Annotated in this window: 14 protein-coding genes and 1 tRNA gene; 1 reads left to right on the forward strand and 14 read right to left on the reverse strand. The window is 40.0% G+C overall.

The features are described 5' to 3' along the window. Positions 1–11: 11 nt before the first annotated feature. From D0Z64_RS05435 to D0Z64_RS05500, 14 genes are all read right to left on the reverse strand, one after another. Entirely contained in the window at positions 12–1,151 is a 1,140-nt protein-coding gene (locus tag D0Z64_RS05435; RefSeq protein ID WP_127345715.1) for a CamS family sex pheromone protein, read from the reverse strand. Positions 1,152–1,165: 14 nt separating this feature from the next. Next, on the reverse strand, positions 1,166–3,175 hold the full coding sequence (ligA, locus tag D0Z64_RS05440; protein WP_127345716.1) for an NAD-dependent DNA ligase LigA: 2,010 nt from the start codon (positions 3,173–3,175) through the stop codon (positions 1,166–1,168). A 38-nt stretch (positions 3,176–3,213) separates the two neighbouring features. Continuing rightward, positions 3,214–5,463 (reverse strand): DNA helicase PcrA, encoded by a 2,250-nt coding sequence (gene pcrA / locus D0Z64_RS05445; RefSeq protein ID WP_127345717.1) that lies wholly within the window; start codon positions 5,461–5,463, stop codon positions 3,214–3,216. Positions 5,464–5,565: 102 nt separating this feature from the next. Then, complete coding sequence (locus tag D0Z64_RS05450) at positions 5,566–6,216, reverse strand: glycoside hydrolase family 73 protein (RefSeq protein WP_080881644.1); 651 nt, start codon at positions 6,214–6,216, stop codon at positions 5,566–5,568. A gap of 120 nt (positions 6,217–6,336) precedes the next feature. Beyond that, positions 6,337–6,424, reverse strand: a tRNA-Leu gene (locus D0Z64_RS05455). A 58-nt stretch (positions 6,425–6,482) separates the two neighbouring features. Then, positions 6,483–6,935 (reverse strand): SprT family protein, encoded by a 453-nt coding sequence (locus D0Z64_RS05460; RefSeq protein WP_006352761.1) that lies wholly within the window; start codon positions 6,933–6,935, stop codon positions 6,483–6,485. Further along, the gene (locus D0Z64_RS05465; protein WP_006352762.1) at positions 6,935–7,636 is read right to left on the reverse strand and encodes a glycosyltransferase family 32 protein; all 702 of its coding nucleotides are present in this window, start codon (positions 7,634–7,636) and stop codon (positions 6,935–6,937) included. The genes D0Z64_RS05460 and D0Z64_RS05465 overlap by 1 nt, the downstream gene beginning before the upstream one ends. A gap of 2 nt (positions 7,637–7,638) precedes the next feature. Continuing rightward, complete coding sequence (locus D0Z64_RS05470) at positions 7,639–9,069, reverse strand: oligosaccharide flippase family protein (RefSeq protein ID WP_080881645.1); 1,431 nt, start codon at positions 9,067–9,069, stop codon at positions 7,639–7,641. A 10-nt stretch (positions 9,070–9,079) separates the two neighbouring features. Further along, the gene (locus tag D0Z64_RS05475) at positions 9,080–10,228 is read right to left on the reverse strand and encodes a CDP-glycerol glycerophosphotransferase family protein (protein ID WP_080881646.1); all 1,149 of its coding nucleotides are present in this window, start codon (positions 10,226–10,228) and stop codon (positions 9,080–9,082) included. A 174-nt stretch (positions 10,229–10,402) separates the two neighbouring features. Then, positions 10,403–13,069 (reverse strand): calcium-translocating P-type ATPase, PMCA-type, encoded by a 2,667-nt coding sequence (locus tag D0Z64_RS05480; RefSeq protein WP_080881647.1) that lies wholly within the window; start codon positions 13,067–13,069, stop codon positions 10,403–10,405. Between the two features lie 190 nt (positions 13,070–13,259). Continuing rightward, positions 13,260–14,090 carry an ammonia-dependent NAD(+) synthetase gene (nadE, locus tag D0Z64_RS05485; protein ID WP_006352767.1) on the reverse strand — a complete coding sequence of 277 codons (831 nt, stop codon included), beginning with the start codon at positions 14,088–14,090 and terminating at the stop codon, positions 13,260–13,262. Then, positions 14,087–15,565 (reverse strand): nicotinate phosphoribosyltransferase, encoded by a 1,479-nt coding sequence (locus D0Z64_RS05490; protein WP_080881649.1) that lies wholly within the window; start codon positions 15,563–15,565, stop codon positions 14,087–14,089. The genes nadE and D0Z64_RS05490 overlap by 4 nt, the downstream gene beginning before the upstream one ends. A 69-nt stretch (positions 15,566–15,634) precedes the next feature. Next, on the reverse strand, positions 15,635–16,735 hold the full coding sequence (locus D0Z64_RS05495) for a glycosyltransferase (protein ID WP_127345718.1): 1,101 nt from the start codon (positions 16,733–16,735) through the stop codon (positions 15,635–15,637). 3 nt (positions 16,736–16,738) lie between these two features. Next, the gene (locus D0Z64_RS05500) at positions 16,739–17,470 is read right to left on the reverse strand and encodes a WecB/TagA/CpsF family glycosyltransferase (protein ID WP_127345719.1); all 732 of its coding nucleotides are present in this window, start codon (positions 17,468–17,470) and stop codon (positions 16,739–16,741) included. 123 nt (positions 17,471–17,593) lie between these two features. Between D0Z64_RS05500 and tagD the strand changes: the two genes are divergently transcribed. Further along, on the forward strand, positions 17,594–17,980 hold the full coding sequence (tagD, locus tag D0Z64_RS05505) for a glycerol-3-phosphate cytidylyltransferase (RefSeq protein WP_127345720.1): 387 nt from the start codon (positions 17,594–17,596) through the stop codon (positions 17,978–17,980). Positions 17,981–18,009: the final 29 nt, after the last annotated feature.

The raw sequence follows: 18,009 nt of genomic DNA on the forward strand, positions 1-18,009 counted from the left end.
TCAAATGCCTCCTATTCGCCGCCATAAATGTGGACTTGATAACTACTATCTGCTGTTTCTTTTGCAATCAATGCTTGAACATCATTGACAGAACCAATCTGAATTTCGATGGCCGTGTCATTAGACAAATATTTCTTGGCTTGTGACAAAACCAAACGTGTAAAGCTTTGAATTTGTTCATAGCCATAAAACTGAGTAGTAATTGAAATATTTTCTTGCGTCAACTTGCCATTTTCATAACGCAAAGTTGCCGTTACCCCACTAATATTAGGGAAGTAATTTTGAACTGATGTCTTAAAACTACTGAAGCTTGAAGCATCGCTGCTACTTACAGCTTTAGCACCACCAACTGTCGGTAAAACTTGTGTTTTTTCCGAAATTGATTTCCATTTAGTTATTTTACTACTATTAGCGCTAGCTGTCCCGTAAGCAAAATAACTTCCTCCAACTAAAGAGTCTTTTGAGGTACTGGAGAACAAGCCAATCGTAATTGGAACATTCTTCAACGCCTTCTTCTTGCGCAAACGGCTAATTATTTCATTAGCCATTTTGATACCTTCGCTTCTTTGTTTGCTGCGCGAAATAGTCACTGAATATTCTGCGCCGTTTTTGGTCTTGGTGTAATAATCAACGGAATTCATCGCAAGGCCAAGGCTGATTCCACCCAAGCTGTATTTTGAGCCAGAACCAGTTAAATAATCCTGCTCGACTATTTCTTCAAGGTAATACGGATTATAGTGTTTCTTCGTACCAGCTGTCGGATTTAAACCAGCTGGATTGTTCTTGGATTTACGTGCCAGCCAGTCGGTGACAGTGGAAGCGTCCAAGTATTGACCTTCTTGGAAAGTATATGAACTAGTTGGGTAAGTCGTTTTAGAAATATTAACCAATCCCCGTTCCAGTTCGCGCGTATCAACGGAATTATCGTTATCAGTTGCCGTTAAACCGTCAATTGGTGACACTTGGTAGGTACCATTTTTCAGCAATACCGTATAACCGTTTTTACCTGTATTGGTCGTTTGATTTGTCTTCTTTTTTGTATTACTAGTAGTTGTTGCATTATTGGCTAAACTTGAATTCTTTAAATTGCCACAACCGCTTAAGGTAACTATCGCCCCTGCAAGGGCTAAAACTTGCAAATATCTTTTCACAATTAGTGTTTCCTTTACTTAATTTGTGCAATTGCTTCTTCTTCGGTCAAGGTTGGTACGCCTAAACTTTGAGCTTTGGTAAACTTGGAACCAGCATCCTTGCCATAAATGACATAGTCAGTTTTATGAGAAACAGATCCAGTTACTTTGGCTCCTAAAGATTGCAGCCGCTTGGTAAATTCACTTCGTGTATAATGCGCTAATTTACCTGTTAATACAACCGTTTTATTCTTAAAGAAATTGTCGGCTATTTCGGCTTCCGTCTCATCTTGACCGAGATAATCCATGTTCAGGCCACTCTCTTCAAGCTCTTCAATTAATTTTTGAACAGCTGGCTGAGCAAAATAGGTTGTTAAACTTTCGGCAATCGTCGGTCCTATTGTATCGATTGCTGCAACTTCTTGCACGTCTGCGGCCATAATCTTAGGAAGATTTTTAAACTTTTGCGAAATTAAGCGAGCAGCCTTTGCTCCAACATGGTCAATCCCCAATCCGGTCAACAATAATTCAACTGAATTTTGCTTTGACTTATCAATCGCTGTCAAAAGATTATTAATCGATTTTTCCTTAAAGTGATCGAGCTGCATTAAATCATCTGGAGTCAAATGATACAAGTCAGCAACATTATGAACCAAATCTTTGGCAATCAGTTGCTTGACGATTTTAGGTCCTAGACCGGCAATGTTCATCGCCTGTCTTGACGCAAAGTGGATAATGCCCTCTTCTAATTGAGCTGGACAAGATGGATTTATGCACCGCAAGGCTACTTCACCCTTTAAGTGAACCAATTTTTGCCCACAAGAAGGACAAGTTGTTGGAATTTCATACGGCTTAGAGTCGGCCGGGCGCTTGGACAAAACAACTTCGGAAATTTCAGGAATAATGTCACCAGCCTTGTGCAACTTAACGGTATCGCCAATTCTGACATCTTTTTCTTTTAATAAATCAGGATTGTGCAAAACCGCACGCGCAACCGTTGTTCCCGCTAGTTGAACTGGATCCATCACCGCTGTCGGCGTCACTACACCGGTGCGGCCCACGGTCCATTCGATATCACGCACTACTGTTTCTTGTTCTTCAGGTGGAAACTTATAAGCAATTTCCCAACGTGGAACTTTAACGGTGCTGCCTAATTCCTGCTCAATGCCAAGATCATCAACCTTAAGAACGATCCCATCAATACAATAGGGTAGGCTATCACGCTTGGCCGTGTATTCATCAATAAAGTCAAAGATTTCATCTAATGTTTCTAGCTTGCGACCAGTTTGATTGGTGTGAAAACCCAATTTATGCATTTCTTCGATCGCCTGATGCTGACTAGTAATGCCCTCAGGCGGATTTACCCAAGTATAAATAAAGGTGCTTAAATCCCGCTTTTTTGTAACTTCGGCATCTAATTGCCGAAGTGAGCCAGCCGCTGCATTCCGCGGATTGGCAAAAACTTCTTTGCCGTTTTCATCCCGCTCTGCATTTAATTTGGCAAAAGCTTCTTTACTCATGTAGCATTCGCCACGCACTTCAATTGTTAACGGCTTTGGCAAAGTTTGAGGAATATCGCGAATAAAGCGCGCATTAGCAGTAACATCCTCACCGACTTGACCATTTCCTCTGGTTGATGCCCGCATCAAACGCCCATTTTGATATTCAAGCGACAATGACAAGCCATCGATTTTTAATTCAACATTGTAAGCTACCGGATGACCTACTTGCTTTTGAATTCGCTGATCAAATTCTCTTAACTCTTCTTTTGAAAAAACATCACCCATTGAAAGCATTGGAATCGGGTGTACTACTTTAGTAAATTTCGTGTCAATTTTTCCGCCGACTCTTTGAGTAATTGAGTCCGGGGTTACCAATTCAGGAAAATCTTTTTCTAGTTCAAGCAGACGATTGTATTTTTGATCGTAAACGTTGTCTTCAACTTCAGGCGCGTCTTTTGAGTAGTAAGCCTCAGCCCATTCGTCCAGCTGCTTACGCAAAGCCGCAGCTTCGGTTTTAGCTTGATCAAGAGTTATATCAGCCATTATTTTTCCTCCCTATAAAAAATCAACCTTAGCTTTTATTATACCTTTTTGATTGGTGCAAAAGCCGCTAGCAGCCGTTTAACGCCCTTGTTTGCAAAAGCAATATCAAGTTCCATGTCTTCGCCTTCGCCGTTGACCTTCATAACAACTCCGCGGCCCCAAGCTTTATGTTCTACCTGATCGCCAACATGCCAGCCTTTCTTTTCAGCTCCAACTGCTCCTGAAGCCTTTTTAGCAGTTGTGTACACCTGTGCCCGTGCACGTTCATCATTGCGAGCAAATGGTGCAGTTTGTGCTTGAAAGTAGCTTTGACCAATAAAGGTATTGCCAGCATTAGGATTTTCAACATTCAGATCTTTAGCGTCGATTTCAGCTAAAAATCTTGAAGGCGGATTGTTCTGAATTCGGCCATACATCATCCTAGAGTAAGCATTAGTCAGATACAGTTCTTGCTTTGCTCTAGTGATTCCAACGTAAGCCAACCGGCGTTCTTCTTCCAATTGACTTTCATCCATCATTGATCGTGATAATGGGAAAAGTCCATCTTCCATTCCAATTAAAAAGACAACCGGAAATTCCAAACCTTTGGCAGCATGCAAAGTCATCAATGCAACTTGATTATCATCATCGTCTAAGTCATCTTGATCACTCAATAATGATACTTCTGCTAAAAAGTCGCTTAATTGATCGGAATCATCATCTTCAGCTTCATAATGATCATCAAATCTCTTGGTTACTGACAAGAATTCATCCAAGTTTTCCAAACGCGTATCAGCATCAATATTATGTTCGGCCTTTAACGCGCTGGTGTAATCGAAATCATCCAAAATCTTTTCAGTCAAGCCAGTAACACTGTGATCTTTGGCAAAATTAATGGCATCATGCAATTTAGCAGCAAAGTCACTCAATTTTTGCGCAGCTCGATTTGAAATAGTGGACGTCCCCACTTGATCCATTGCTTGCAGGGCATTCAAATTGTTTTCATTTGCAAAAGCCAATAACTTATCAACTGTTGCCGCACCAATTCCACGCTTAGGGGTATTGATAATGCGGTTTAAACTCATGGTATCAGCCGGATTAGAAACTAATTTCAAATAGCTCATAACATCTTTGATTTCTTTTCGATCATAGAATTTATGACCGCCGACAATTTGATACGGTACATTTGACTTCACGAAAGCTTCTTCGACCGTACGCGATTGAGCATTGGTCCGGTAAAGAACGGCAAAATCTTTGTAGCTGCGCTTTTGATCTTTAACTTCTTCTTGAATTTTAGAAATAATGTAGTGAGCTTCATCATCACCGCTTTGAGCTTTATAGTAGGTTACCTTTTTGCCTTCACCGCGATCAGTCCATAAATTTTTGGACTTGCGGTTTTGATTGTTTTTGATGACAGAATTGGCAGCTGACAAAATGTGACCGGTTGAGCGGTAATTTTGTTCCAACTTGACCGTACGCACGCCATCGTTTTTATAGTCGGACTCAAAGTTCATGATGTTTTCCATATTGGCACCACGCCAGCCATAAATTGACTGATCGGCATCCCCAACAACGCAAATATTTTTATATTGAGCAGCCAAGGCATGGGTCAACTCATATTGTGCTTGGTTCGTATCCTGGTACTCATCCACCAAAATGTAGCGAAACTTGTTTTGATAATAATGCAAAGTTTCCTTATCTTTTTTAAACAAAACCAGCGTCTGCATGATCAAATCGTCAAAGTCCATAATTTGATCGCGTCTGAGCCGTTTTTGGTATTCTTGATAGATCTTGGCAACCATTTTTTCAAAGGGAGAAGAAGCACTCATTGCAAAAGCTTCTGGCGTCAATAAATCATTCTTGCCATTGGAAATCGCGGATAAAATTCTACGCGGATCATACATCTTGGGGTTGATGTTGAGATCCTTTTCAATATGCTTAACCAGCGTAAGCTGTTCGGCTGAATCTGCAATTGAAAAATTATGACTGTAGTTGATCTTATCAGCATCTCGCCGCAAAATCCGAACGCATAAAGCGTGGAAAGTAGACATCCAAATACTCTCAGCTGCTGGGCCAAGCAGTTTTTGTTCACGTTCGCGCATTTCATTGGCTGCCTTGTTGGTAAAAGTAATCGCCAAAATATTCCAGGGATTAACATTGTTTTTTTCAACTAAATACGCAATCCGGCGCGTCAAAACCGAAGTCTTTCCCGATCCGGCACCAGCAACTACTAGTAATGGACCTTCCGTGGTTTCAACAGCTTGCTTTTGTTGCGGATTTAATCCAGCTAAAATTGATTCTTCGCTCATCCTGATTCCCTTCACAAAAATTATTTAAGAAAATATAGCCCTAATATTATAACAAAGAAAAAGAGCTTGAAACAAATGTTCCAGACTCAATCATTAACGCTTTTACTTATCATATTTTTGCAAGTTATACTGCTCAATCAGGCTCACCAATTTAGCAGCATAATTTGGATCTGTAGCGTAGCCATCAGTAACCAGTTCCTTGGCCTGCTGCTTGTAATTTTTAGCAGCTAAAACATGCTTGTACTGCTTGTGATTCCAAGTGGTCCCATTCTGGAATAAACGCGCATGAGCTCGAATTGAAGCCTCGCAGGAATCATAAATTTGAAAGCGCGCTTTAACGTTCACCCACTTGCCTTTGACGTATTCTTTTGTAACCAAAACAACAGAAGTATTAGGATTGGTTCCTTTAATGCCAAACAGATTGTTGTATTTCTGCGATAAATCGCTTTGACCGTAATTGCTTTCTAGACAAGCCTGAGCAATCGTAATGCTTGGAAGCAAATCATATGATTTATCGACTTCTTTAGCAATTGGCCCTATTTTTTTGATAAAAGCTTTTCGCTGACGCAAAAGCCTTGCTTGTTCCTGCTGCTTTTGCACCTGCTCTTGTCTTATTTGTTGAGACTGCAAAACTTGCCGCCGATAATATCTAAAGCAGACGAAGGCGACCAGTAAAACAACCAGAATTAAAAATGTTCTTAAAATAATTCCCATGCTTTTGGAAATTCGATGTTTTTTGCGTTTTTTTGCCATATAATTTCCTGTCTTTTCTTCAGATCTGTTATTAAATAAAGTATAAACTCTTCAAAATAAAAGAAAATATTTGTTAATTATTAATATAAAAAAAGAAGCCGCTCATCAGCGACTTCTTATTGGTGCGGGCGAGAAGACTCGAACTTCCACGATCTAAAGCGATCACAAGATCCTTAGTCTTGCGCGTCTGCCATTCCGCCACGCCCGCGGTACTTAATTATATTAACCCAAAAAGCAGAATCACGCAAGGAAATATTAAAATTTATTCATTTTTTTACCAGCTTCAATTTACCGTGGCAACGACCGCAGCGATACCTGCGCGTATTAAGACGGCGCACGCGCGGATATTGCAAACCGCAGTTTTGACAAACATACAGATAATGGCGTTTTCTGGTCTTTCTTAAACCAATGTCAGGCGCATAGCGACTGCCACCTACCCGTTTAAGCAAAACTTTAAAATCATGATCACGATGCTGATAGCCCAGACCTAATAAATGCAAATGATAGTGACATAACTCATGCTTGATAATGCCAACTAAATTAGAATAATGGTCTGGCGTTAAAAAGTGAGCATTAAATTCAAGATGATGATCGTCCAAATGGTAGCGGCCACCGGTTGTAGTCATACGCCGATTAATTTTTATTAGGTGTAAAAATGGCCGGCCGAAGGATTGCAGCGATATTTGTTCAACTAATTTTTGCAGTTCTTCTTCATTCATTAGCTTCGAATATATTTAGCATACAAAGCGGCCTGACGTTTGGTCTTGATTCTAACCTTCAAAGCCGTCACAATTTTGCGTTTCAGCGGCTTTTCTCCTTCCATCCAGGTTCCAGTAAAGACGTGAATAGTCTTTGAATCCTCTGAAGGATTGCATAAAACGCCATCTGGATATACATGGATGCCGGTTTCCAGCATTTGTTCTTGATTGTTCGGCTTGGCACCGTATTTTTCTTTCAAAATATCAGAGACTGAAACGGTGTTGACGCCAGCCATTTGATCCTTGCTGTCAAATTCGAAATTGCGATCATCATAATAAGCCAGCATGTCCTTGAGCAATGGATGATGTTTTTCAGCACCAAAAACAGCCGTGAACGGATTCTCTTTATTTTCAAAGCCGACAAAAGCATGATTATCAAGCAAGCTTTCCAAATTGTCGAGCACCAGAACATCGGTATCCAGATATATTCCGCCTTGTTCATAAATTGCTTTTGCCCGAATATAGTCAGATACAAAAGCCCATTTTTTTGCTTTATAGGCTTGTTCGACATATTTATTTTCATGAATATCAAAATTGTCTTCATTCCATTCAACAATCTTGTAATCCTGCAAATGATTTTGCCAGGTCTTCATGCAGCGCTGAATGTTCTTGGGCTTAGGATTGCCACCTACCCAAACGTAATGAATGATTTTTGGAATCATCGTTATCCTCGCTTCAAAAATTTCTTAACTAGTGCGATCAAATCTTGATTAAAGTCTAATTTCATAATAAACATCAATGCCAAATAGATAGCAAACATGATGATCGATTTAACTGCCATATTGATAAAGGCAGAGTTAATCAGATTTGGCATCAATAAGCCAATTGCCAAAGTAACAATGGCAATTAAAAAGTACTTCGGAATGTCCTTGAACGAATACTTAAAGTCATAGCCATCGCGAACAATCCACAAGCGAAGCAATAACACAATAAACTCGGTGATTAAAATTGCCACCATAGCACCTGCCGCACCATATGGCCGGTCCAGCAAAAAGCTCAGAACCACTTCTAAAATAGCACCAATAATTACTGGCAGTGCATAATCTTTATCGCGATGGTTGGCTAAGGCAAATTGGTTGGCAAAAACCCCACCAGTTGGAATCATAATAATCGTCAACGTAAAGAAAAACATCAGCGGCGTCATTGGAGTATATTTTTGACCAAAGAAAAATGGTACAAATTGCTTGGTATTAGCCATGATAATTACTGAAAACAAAGTTCCCAGCATGACCGTAGCCTCTAACGACTTTTTCAAAACAACCTGCTGCGTTTTTTTGCCTTCACTTGCCATTTTAGGCATGATAACCAACGAAATACTGGTAATTACTCCCAAAATCATATTCGAAATTCGTTGTGAATTATCATAATAGGCAACTTGCGTTGAATTCTGAAAGATACCCAAAATTGGCTTATCTAGCGAAGTATAGATCTGCGTAGCAATTTGAGGAATCAGCAGCGTGATAATTGATCTGATAGTTGTCCGATATTTATAAAAATGAGCCACAGGTTTACCCACATATTTGTGGATATCAAACCAAAAAACAAAGGAGCCCAACATTGTGGAAACAGACATAATCAACAAATATTTCCACAAGTCGCCTGGTGATTTTACCCAAAGCAAAATCAAAACAACGCTAACCAGCTTAACAGCAGTATTTTTAAGAACGACGCGCCCGAAATCTGCTAAACCTTGGAAGAACCAAGAGATATCCACTTGTGCAGAAATCAAATATGGTGCCATCAAAATAATGTAGTTCCAATATTGAATGTGGAAAAGATTAGTGATTGCCAAAACAATGATAATCGTCACTAAACCAGCAATGCCTTGAAAATACCATAAGCCCCAAAAGGCATCAGTCAAGTCCTGTGGCGTACCATAAACCCACGTCCGTGAGATCGTCCGCATACCAATATAGGACACTGACAAGGTACAAAAGACCATCAAAAATTGCATCGTATTATTAACGCTGCTATAAATACCATAGGTTTTAGGCCCTAAAACCCGTGACAAATAAGGTACCGTGATTAATGGTACCAAAACCAAAAAGATTTGATAAACTGCGTTGTAAACGATATTTAAAAATGTTCTTTTCAAAACGTTTCACCTAGTTAACTTTTGTCATGCAGGCAAATAATTTTTCACAGTAGTTTTCGCCCTTAACCTCTTGTGTTAAATGCAGCCAATACAAACGACGATCCCTAATCTGCTGATTATCTGGTTCCTTCAGAGCTTCAAGCAGCTGAGCTTGTGAATTAACTTTAATTCCTGGCGTTATTTCCTCATATGGGCTGAGCAATAAACCACGTGTTTTTTCATATTGTTTAAGAAAATTAGTGACAAAGATAATCGGATTGTTCAAAAGAAGATAATCAAAATAGATTGATGAAAAATCCGTTAGCAAAAAGTCCGTATCGCCCAATAATTCATACAGATCATAGTTGTGATCAAATAAATAATCATTATTTAAAAAGGCAATGTTGGAGTACTTGCTTGAAAAGTCAGCAAACATGCGCATTTCATACGGATGCAATTTAACGATCAAATATTGGTGCCTTTCCTTTAATGCCGCGTTTAACTGTGCGACATCAAAATCAGCGAATGCAAAAAAGTTACCCGCCTTAATTTGCGCCATAATCTTGGGATCATCTAATTCGTACCTAAAAGTTGGCATATAGATGCCGATCTGCGCCTCAGCATCTGTTTGATGAAACAGGTCTTGCAGCAATTCTTCTTTAGTAATAATGGGCTTTTGCAAATAATCAAGTCTTGGGAAACCAACCTTATGATATTTCTTGCCCTCAACAGCGATGCAAGCACTCATCAAAGTTTCATACAAATCAGAATTAGAAGCCACAATATCGGCATATTTATGCCACAATTTTTCATTGCGACAGTTGTCTTTTCTTCTCGTATTATTGGCCATAATACCCATGCGCTTCAATGGAACACCGTGCCACAATTGAATATTCAGCTGCCCCTTTTTCACTTTAAAAGGCTGGTGGGTCGTAACGATATAGCGAGCAGAGCCAATCTTTTTCCAGGTCATACGATCTAGATGAGAAGAAGGCCAAGGCTCAACCAGAGTTACCTGATACTCTGGATGGTTGAGCTGCAAATATTTGTAGAACAAATAGCCATTAGAACCTGATCGCCCAGCACCATTCAAGATGACCACTTCATTCGGCTGAATCGGATTAAAATAAGCGAAAATCTTCATTAAGCAAAGATAGACGCGAAAAAGCAAACTTTTCATAATCTCACTAATTTTCTTTTACTTTATTGGTATATTTTAGCAGACATTAATAAATTAACTATCTCAAATAAGAATCTTTACTGATTCTTCAGACCTATTTACCATCATACTATTTTATCAGTAAAAAAATAAGAGGCAGACAAATTATCCACCTCTTATTTACTTGCAACTAAATTAACGCTGCTCTCTTCTTTGGAAGAACTTTACGATTTCTACAATCACGATCATGCACAAACCGGCACCGAGAACTACACACCATTGAGCTGCATCTAATTCGGTAACATCAAAGAATCCAGTCATAAACGGCAATTCAACAGCAGCCATAATCACGGCAGCAATCAAAATTGCCCAGTTAAACCATTTGTTTGAGAAAGTATGCTTTCTAAAAATTGATTCATGAATGTACTTAGAATTAATGGCATGGAACAACTGAATCAAGCCTAAAGTCAAGAAGGCCATCGTCAATGCATCCCCATGCTGCAATGCAGCATTACCAACATGCGGACCAACGTGAAGTCCTAGTTGGTAGGCACCAAGCACCAAAATACCTTCAAGAATTCCTTGGTAGATAATGGAGCTGGCAACACCGCCGCTAAAGAAGTTGGACTTACGGCCACGTGGCTTGCGCTTCATAATGCCATCTTCAACTGGCTCAACCCCAAGGGCAATTGCTGGCAAAGTATCAGTTACCAGGTTGATCCAAAGAAGTTGAACTGGTGTCAAAATATCCCAACCAAGCATCGTCATCATAAAGACTGTCAAAACTTCACCAACATTACAGCTCATCAAGTAAAGAATTGCCTTTTGAATATTGCTGAAGACTTTACGCCCTTGCTTAACCGCTTTAACGATTGTGGCGAAATTATCATCAGCTAAAATCATGTCACTGGCACCTTTAGAAACTTCGGTACCGGTAATCCCCATGCCGATACCAATATCAGCCTGTTTCAGACTTGGTGCATCGTTAACACCATCACCGGTCATGGCAACAATCTTACCATTGGCTTGCCATGCCTTAACAATTCTTACTTTATGTTCAGGCGATACTCTTGCATAAACGCTGTAGTCACCGACGTGCTTGACGAAGTAATCATCGCTCAATTCATCCAGCTGGGCACCAGTTAAGACGCGCTTGTCTTGACCAGGCTCTAGAATGCCTAATCTTTCGGCAATGGCCTGAGCCGTAACTTGATGGTCACCAGTAATCATAATGGTTCTGATACCAGCACTGTGAGCTTCTGCAACGGCAGCCTTTGCTTCTGGACGTTCTGGGTCGATCATGCCGACCAAACCTGCAAAGATTAAGTCTTGTTCAACATTGTTGGTTGATGGATCATCGTATGGCTTGTCGATTTGCTTATATGCCAAGCCCAAAACACGAAGGGCTTCCTTCGCCATATCCTGGTTGGTTTGCAAAATGTCTTTTCTTTGCTGTTCAGAAATTGGTGTAACTTCACCGTTGATTGCAACCGAAGTTACCCGCTTCAATAACTCATCTGGCGCACCTTTAACAGCGACAAAATATTGATCACCATCTTTATTAACGGTACTCATCAGTTTACGTTCAGAATCAAATGGCACTTCTTGGATTCGCTTGTATTTTTCAAGCATTTGATCAACATCAATATTTTGATCAAATGCATATTGAATCAATGAGGTTTCAGTTGGGTCCCCTAAAAGATCGCCACCATTTTCAATCTTAGTATCATTGGCAAGTACCATTGCAAATAGTGCCGGATTATCTTCATATATTTCGTCATCAGCGCTGTGAATCTCGCCACGATAGTAGATTTTTTCTACCGTCATACGATTTTGAGTCAAAGTACCAGTCTTATCTGAACAAATGATGTCAGTAGCACCTAATGTTTCAATGGCCGGCAATTTTCTTACGATCGCCTTATGCTTAGCCATCGTTTGCGTTCCTAGGGCCAAAATAATAGTAATAATTGCTGGCAAACCTTCTGGAATTGCGGCAACAGCAAGTGAAACGGCAACTAAAAACATGTCAATCATCAGCTTGTTGGTTGGTTCAGTTCCTTGCTTAGTGAACATTCCCACTACGAAGACAACCACGCAGATTGCTAAAATCATGATGGTTAAAGTCTTGCTAAGCTGATTTAAGTTTTCTTTCAAAGGAGTATCAGTTTCATCGGCATTATTTAACATCGTAGCAATCTTACCAACTTCAGTGTTCATTCCAGTGTGAACAACTACACCTTCACCACGTCCGTAGGTAACATTGGTATTTGAATAAGCCATGTTGATTCGATCGCCTAAAGCAACATATTTTCCTTGCAAGGTCTCGTCGCTCTTTTCAACAGGAACAGATTCACCAGTCAAGGCAGATTCTTCAATCTTCAGGCTATGTGCTTTTACCAAACGCAGATCGGCTGGAACCACGTCACCGGCTTCTAATAAAACCAGGTCGCCAGGTACCAAATCTGTACTTGGGATTTCAACAATAGCACCGCCACGCCGTACATGCGCATTTTGCGTTGCCATTTCTTTCAAAGCTTCAATTGCTGCTTCAGAACGTGCTTCTTGGAAGACGCCCAAAATCGCGTTCAAAATAACAACAATCATAATAATAGCAGCATCGGCCCATTCTTTAGCAACTACTCCAGATAAAATAGCCGCAATGATCAAGACGATGATCATAAAATCTTTAAACTGGTCAAGAAAACGCATCAACATGCTCTTTTTCTTTTTGGCAGCCAAAGCATTCGTACCATATTCAGCTAATCGTTGCTTAGCCTGCTCATTAGTTAAACCATCAGCAAGAGACGTTTTCATTTCTTGCTCCACATCGGGAATTGACTCGGTGTAATAGTTTTTAGCCAATTATTTTTCCTCCTTCTTAACAAAAAAGAGACTTATATGCTCTAAGCATATAAGTCTCACAAATTAAGATAAGTCCAGAAGATTTTCTTCGGGTGTTGGGCTTATCGCAATTACTTGCTGTTACTCCCTTATAACAAGTTAATTATAAGTAAATTTTCACGGTTTCACAAGAAAAATCGTATAATTTAACTTATTTTTTGTAGAAGTCATCGAAAACAGTTACTGGCAAATGACGCTTATGCTTGCTCTTGTTCCAGAGCTTTTCAATTTGCTCAGCTGATTTTTCTGGTACTTCTTTGCCTTCCAAATAATCATCAATATCCCGGTAAGTTACGCCTAAGGCAACTTCATCTGGCAAGTCTGGTTTGTCTTCTTCAAGATCAGCAGTTGGTGCCTTTTCGTAAAGGTGAGCTGGGCAGCCCAATTCTTTCAAAAGCATCTTGCCTTGACGCTTATCCAAACGGAACAATGGCGCTAAGTCAGCCGCACCATCACCATACTTGGTGTAAAAACCACAGATGTTTTCAGCAGCATGGTCGGTACCAACAACGGCACCTTTATTAGCACCAGCGATTGCGTATTGAACAACCATTCTTTGACGAGCCTTGATATTGCCTTTATTAAAATCTGTAATCTTTTGTCCAGCAGCTTCCAGCACTTTAACCATAGCGTCGACTGGTTCCTTGATATTAACAATCAAGTCTTGGTCTGGCTTTTGAAAAGCAACTGCATCGGCAGCATCATCGGCATCAGCTTGAACGCCATAAGGCAAACGGACAGCGATAAATTGATATGAATCATCGCCGGTTTCTTGGCGCATTTCTTCAATGGCCATCTGGCACAATTTGCCAGTCAAAGTTGAATCTTGACCGCCTGAAATACCCAAAACGTATGATTTTAAAAATGGATTTGCTTTTAAATAGTCCTTCAAGAAATCAATTGAACGTCTGATTTCCTTTTTTGGATCAATTTCGGGCAAAACATGTTCATATGCAATAATTTCTTTTTGTAATTTTCTCATCGACCAAAGCTTCTTTCTCTAATCTTACGACGAATATCTTGGATTAGGTTCATCTTACTCTCGTACAAGTTTTTTGACAAATCGACCGGATATTCCTGCGGATTCAAGCTACGCTTATATTCATCCCATAATCCGTCCAAATTATCGGCAACAAACTTTTTAATTTCTTTAAGTTTTGGCTGCTTGTAAACCAGTTGCCCATCCTTAAAAATATCATGCAAAAGCGGAATTGCAGTATAATCGGTTACCACTTTATTGATATAAGTATATTGTGGATGGAACATGAACAAAGCGTTAAATTTGCGCGGATCTTCATTTGCTCGACTGACCCAGTCGCCTTCATTCTTTTTTGCAGTATTGGCGCTGATCCGCCAAACTTGCTTCTTTCCTGGGGTTGAAGCCTTGATTGCATTAGAGGAAATCTTCATCGTATCCCGCATAGCATGAAATTCATCTTCGATGGCTACAAGTTTATAAACTGCACCCAAAGCTGGCTGATCATAGGCGGTAATATATTTTGTCCCAATGCCCCAAGCGTCGATTTTTGCACCTTGCATCTTCAAGTTGGTAATTGTGTATTCATCAAGGTCGTTAGAAGCAAAAATTTTAGCATTTGGATAACCGGCATCATCTAATTCCTTGCGTACTTGTTTAGAAATATAAGCCATATCGCCGGAATCAATTCTAACGCCTAAAAAGTTGATCTTATCGCCCATTTCGTTAGCAACTTTAATTGCATTCGGCACACCGCTTCTAACGGTGTCGTAAGTATCAACTAAAAAGACGCAATTCTTATGAGTTTCAGCATAAGCCTTAAAGGCTTCATATTCGCTGCCAAAAGCCTCGACCAAGGAATGAGCCTGGGTTCCTGAAATCGGAATGCCAAAAAGCTTGCCGGCACGAACATTGCTAGTTGAGTCAAAGCCGCCAATATATGCAGCTCTAGCACCCCAAATGGCAGCATCAGTTTCTTGTGCACGCCGTGAGCCAAATTCCATCAGGCCATCATTTTGAACAGCGAGCCTGATTCTTGCCGCCTTAGTAGCAAGCAAAGTTTGAAAATTGATCACATTCAGGATCATCGTTTCAACCAGCTGACATTGAGCAAGTGGCCCTTCAACCTGCAGAATTGGTTCGTTGGCAAAAACCAATTCTCCTTCTTTCATTGAACGGATCGTCAATTTTAGCTTCAGATTACGCAAATAATCGATAAAATCATCATCGTAGTCTTCAGTTTCCTTTAAATATTGCAAATCGCTTTCTTTGAAATGCAAGTTTTGCAAATATTGAATAATGTGTTCAAGTCCTGCATAAACAGCATAGCCATTGCCAAAAGGCTCTTTACGATAAAATACTTCAAAAACGGCATTACGCTCAGCAATCCCCTTTTTGAAGTAGGTGTACATCATATTAATTTCATACAAATCAGTGTGTAAAGCTAAAGAATCATCTTTGTCTATTTCTTGATAAAGCATTTTTTCCTCTCAAATAAATCATGATAGCTTGCCTTAATTATACCTGTTATTCGATTTAGGGGCAATTGATTAGTGTTTGGCTAACTTGTCATATACTTTTTGAATCGAAGCCAGCTGTTTTTCAACTGAAAAGTTGGCTGCTACATACTTCTTTTCCCGCAAAGCGACAGCCTTCAAAGCAGCTGGATCCATATTGACTGCACGTTTTATTTCTGCAGCAATGGAGTCAACATCGCCAATTTTGGCAATAAAACCATGTTCCTGATCCGGAATCATCATTTTTATATCACCGATTGCAGTTGACAAAATTGGAAGCTGATTGTCGCTGGCCTCAAGCAGTACCAGTGGAAAACTCTCTGAATAAGAAGTCAGAACGGCTAAATTCATCCGCCGGTATAAGTTGCGTAATTGCTTCTGCGTCATAAAACCGTGAAAGGTTACTTGCGGCGATAATTCTAGTTGCCTGGTTAGAGCTTTCAAATTTTCTAATTGGCTGCCATCACCGGCGATGTGCAAACGAACATGCGAATCGTCCAGCTTTTTAATCGCCTTCAGCAGCAATTCCTGGCCCTTCACTTTTTCCGTTCTGGCAACATTAACGATATTGAAGTAAACCTGATCATCATATTTGGCTGGAATTTCGCTATCATCATGGAAGAAAATGCCGTTGTAGATAACATGCACTTTAGCGGGATTAATTTTTGCTTTTTGTTCAAGCAAATCGGCAAAGCGTTTAGTAACTGCGAAGATGCAGTCGGCCTTGTGAAGGGCACGCAAATTCAATTTGGTGAAAATTTTACCCATTAAACCGCGACCTTCAAAATCCAAATAAGGATCTGAATGGACAGTAATGCACCAAGCAGCCTTAATTTTGGTATGAATCAAGGACAAAAAGAGGTTGGCCCGTGCACCATGAGTATGAACGATCTGATAATGCCCATCATTAATAAAAGTCCGCAATCTTTTAAGCGCAGCCAGGTCATAGCGGCTTCCTGCACCTAGGACATGGGTTGTAATTCCTGCCTTTCTTGCTGCCGTTGCGACTGGTCCTTCAGCCAGCGTTAAGAGTTCAAAATCTTTTCCCTCATTTTTTGCTTCTTTTAACAAATTCACAATGTGGGTTAGGCCACCGCCGTTTTCTAGGCCGGCATTCACATGCAGAACTTTCATTAATTATTTGTTTCCTCTCTTAAACTGATGCACTCGTACAACAAATTTAGGCAAAACCATCATTCGCTTAAATCTGGTTGGATTAGTAATCAAACGGTAGAACCATTCCAAATGCGTCTTTTGGAAAATCTCCGGTGCCCGTTTTACTTGACCACTGAAAACATCGAAACTGCCGCCAACTCCCATCATTATGGCAGGAGTCAAATTGCGACGCAAAATCGCCAGCAGCTTTTCTTGCTTAGGAAAACCTAATGCTGCAAAGACCATATCAGGTTGGGTTTTAGCGATGCGGTGAGCGACGAGATCCAAATCTTGGCGGAAGTAGCCGTCTTCTGCACCAACCAAATTGATATTTTTATAGTTTTTGGCAATTTTGGCTTGAACAGCATGAATAACTTCTGGCTTCGCACCAATTAAATAAACTCTGAGTCCACGCTCGTTGGCAATTTTCATAAACCATAAAAACAAGTCGTAGCCCGTTACCCGTTCTGGCAGCGGCTCGCCTAGCATTTTAGCAGCTTTGACAATGCCAATTCCGTCAGCTGTGATATAGTCTGCATCCTGCTGTAAAATTTTCATAAATTTCGGATTTTCATTCGCAGCCATCACAATTTCCGGATTGGCAGTAACGATAAAAGTCGACTCGTGATCATTGAGCCGCTTCACAAATTCATTTTGAAACTGATCAAACGTCTTATTATCAAAGTTAACGCCTAATACATTTACTTTATCCATGACAAATCCCTCATTGTTCCTTTTTCTTTTATTTTATCAAAAGCCACAGCCAACTGCTCTAAGTTTTACCTTTTCTTCAATTATGTTATTATTAATTCGTTTAATAAAGTAGGAGCCAGAACTATGAAGAAAGTTATAACATACGGAACCTTTGATTTATTGCATTATGGCCATGTGCGTTTATTAAAACGGGCTAGAGAATTAGGCGATTACCTTATCGTCGGTTTGTCCACTGATGAATTCAATGAGTTCAAAAAGCATAAAGAAGCTTACAATACTTATCCTGAACGCAAATATATTTTAGAAGCAATTCGCTATGTTGATAAGGTCATCCCCGAAAAAGATTGGGATCAAAAAATTGCTGATGTAAAAAAGTACGATATCGATACTTTTGTGATGGGCGACGACTGGAAAGGTAAATTCGATTTTTTGAAGCCTTACTGCAAGGTAGTTTACCTGCCAAGAACGCCAGGTATTTCTACAACTAAAATTAAAGAAGATTTGAAATAAAAAGAGCCCCGTTTCACTGATTTGTGAAG

The sequence above is a fragment of the Lactobacillus amylolyticus genome (assembly GCF_003999355.1).
Classification (GTDB): domain Bacteria; phylum Bacillota; class Bacilli; order Lactobacillales; family Lactobacillaceae; genus Lactobacillus; species Lactobacillus amylolyticus.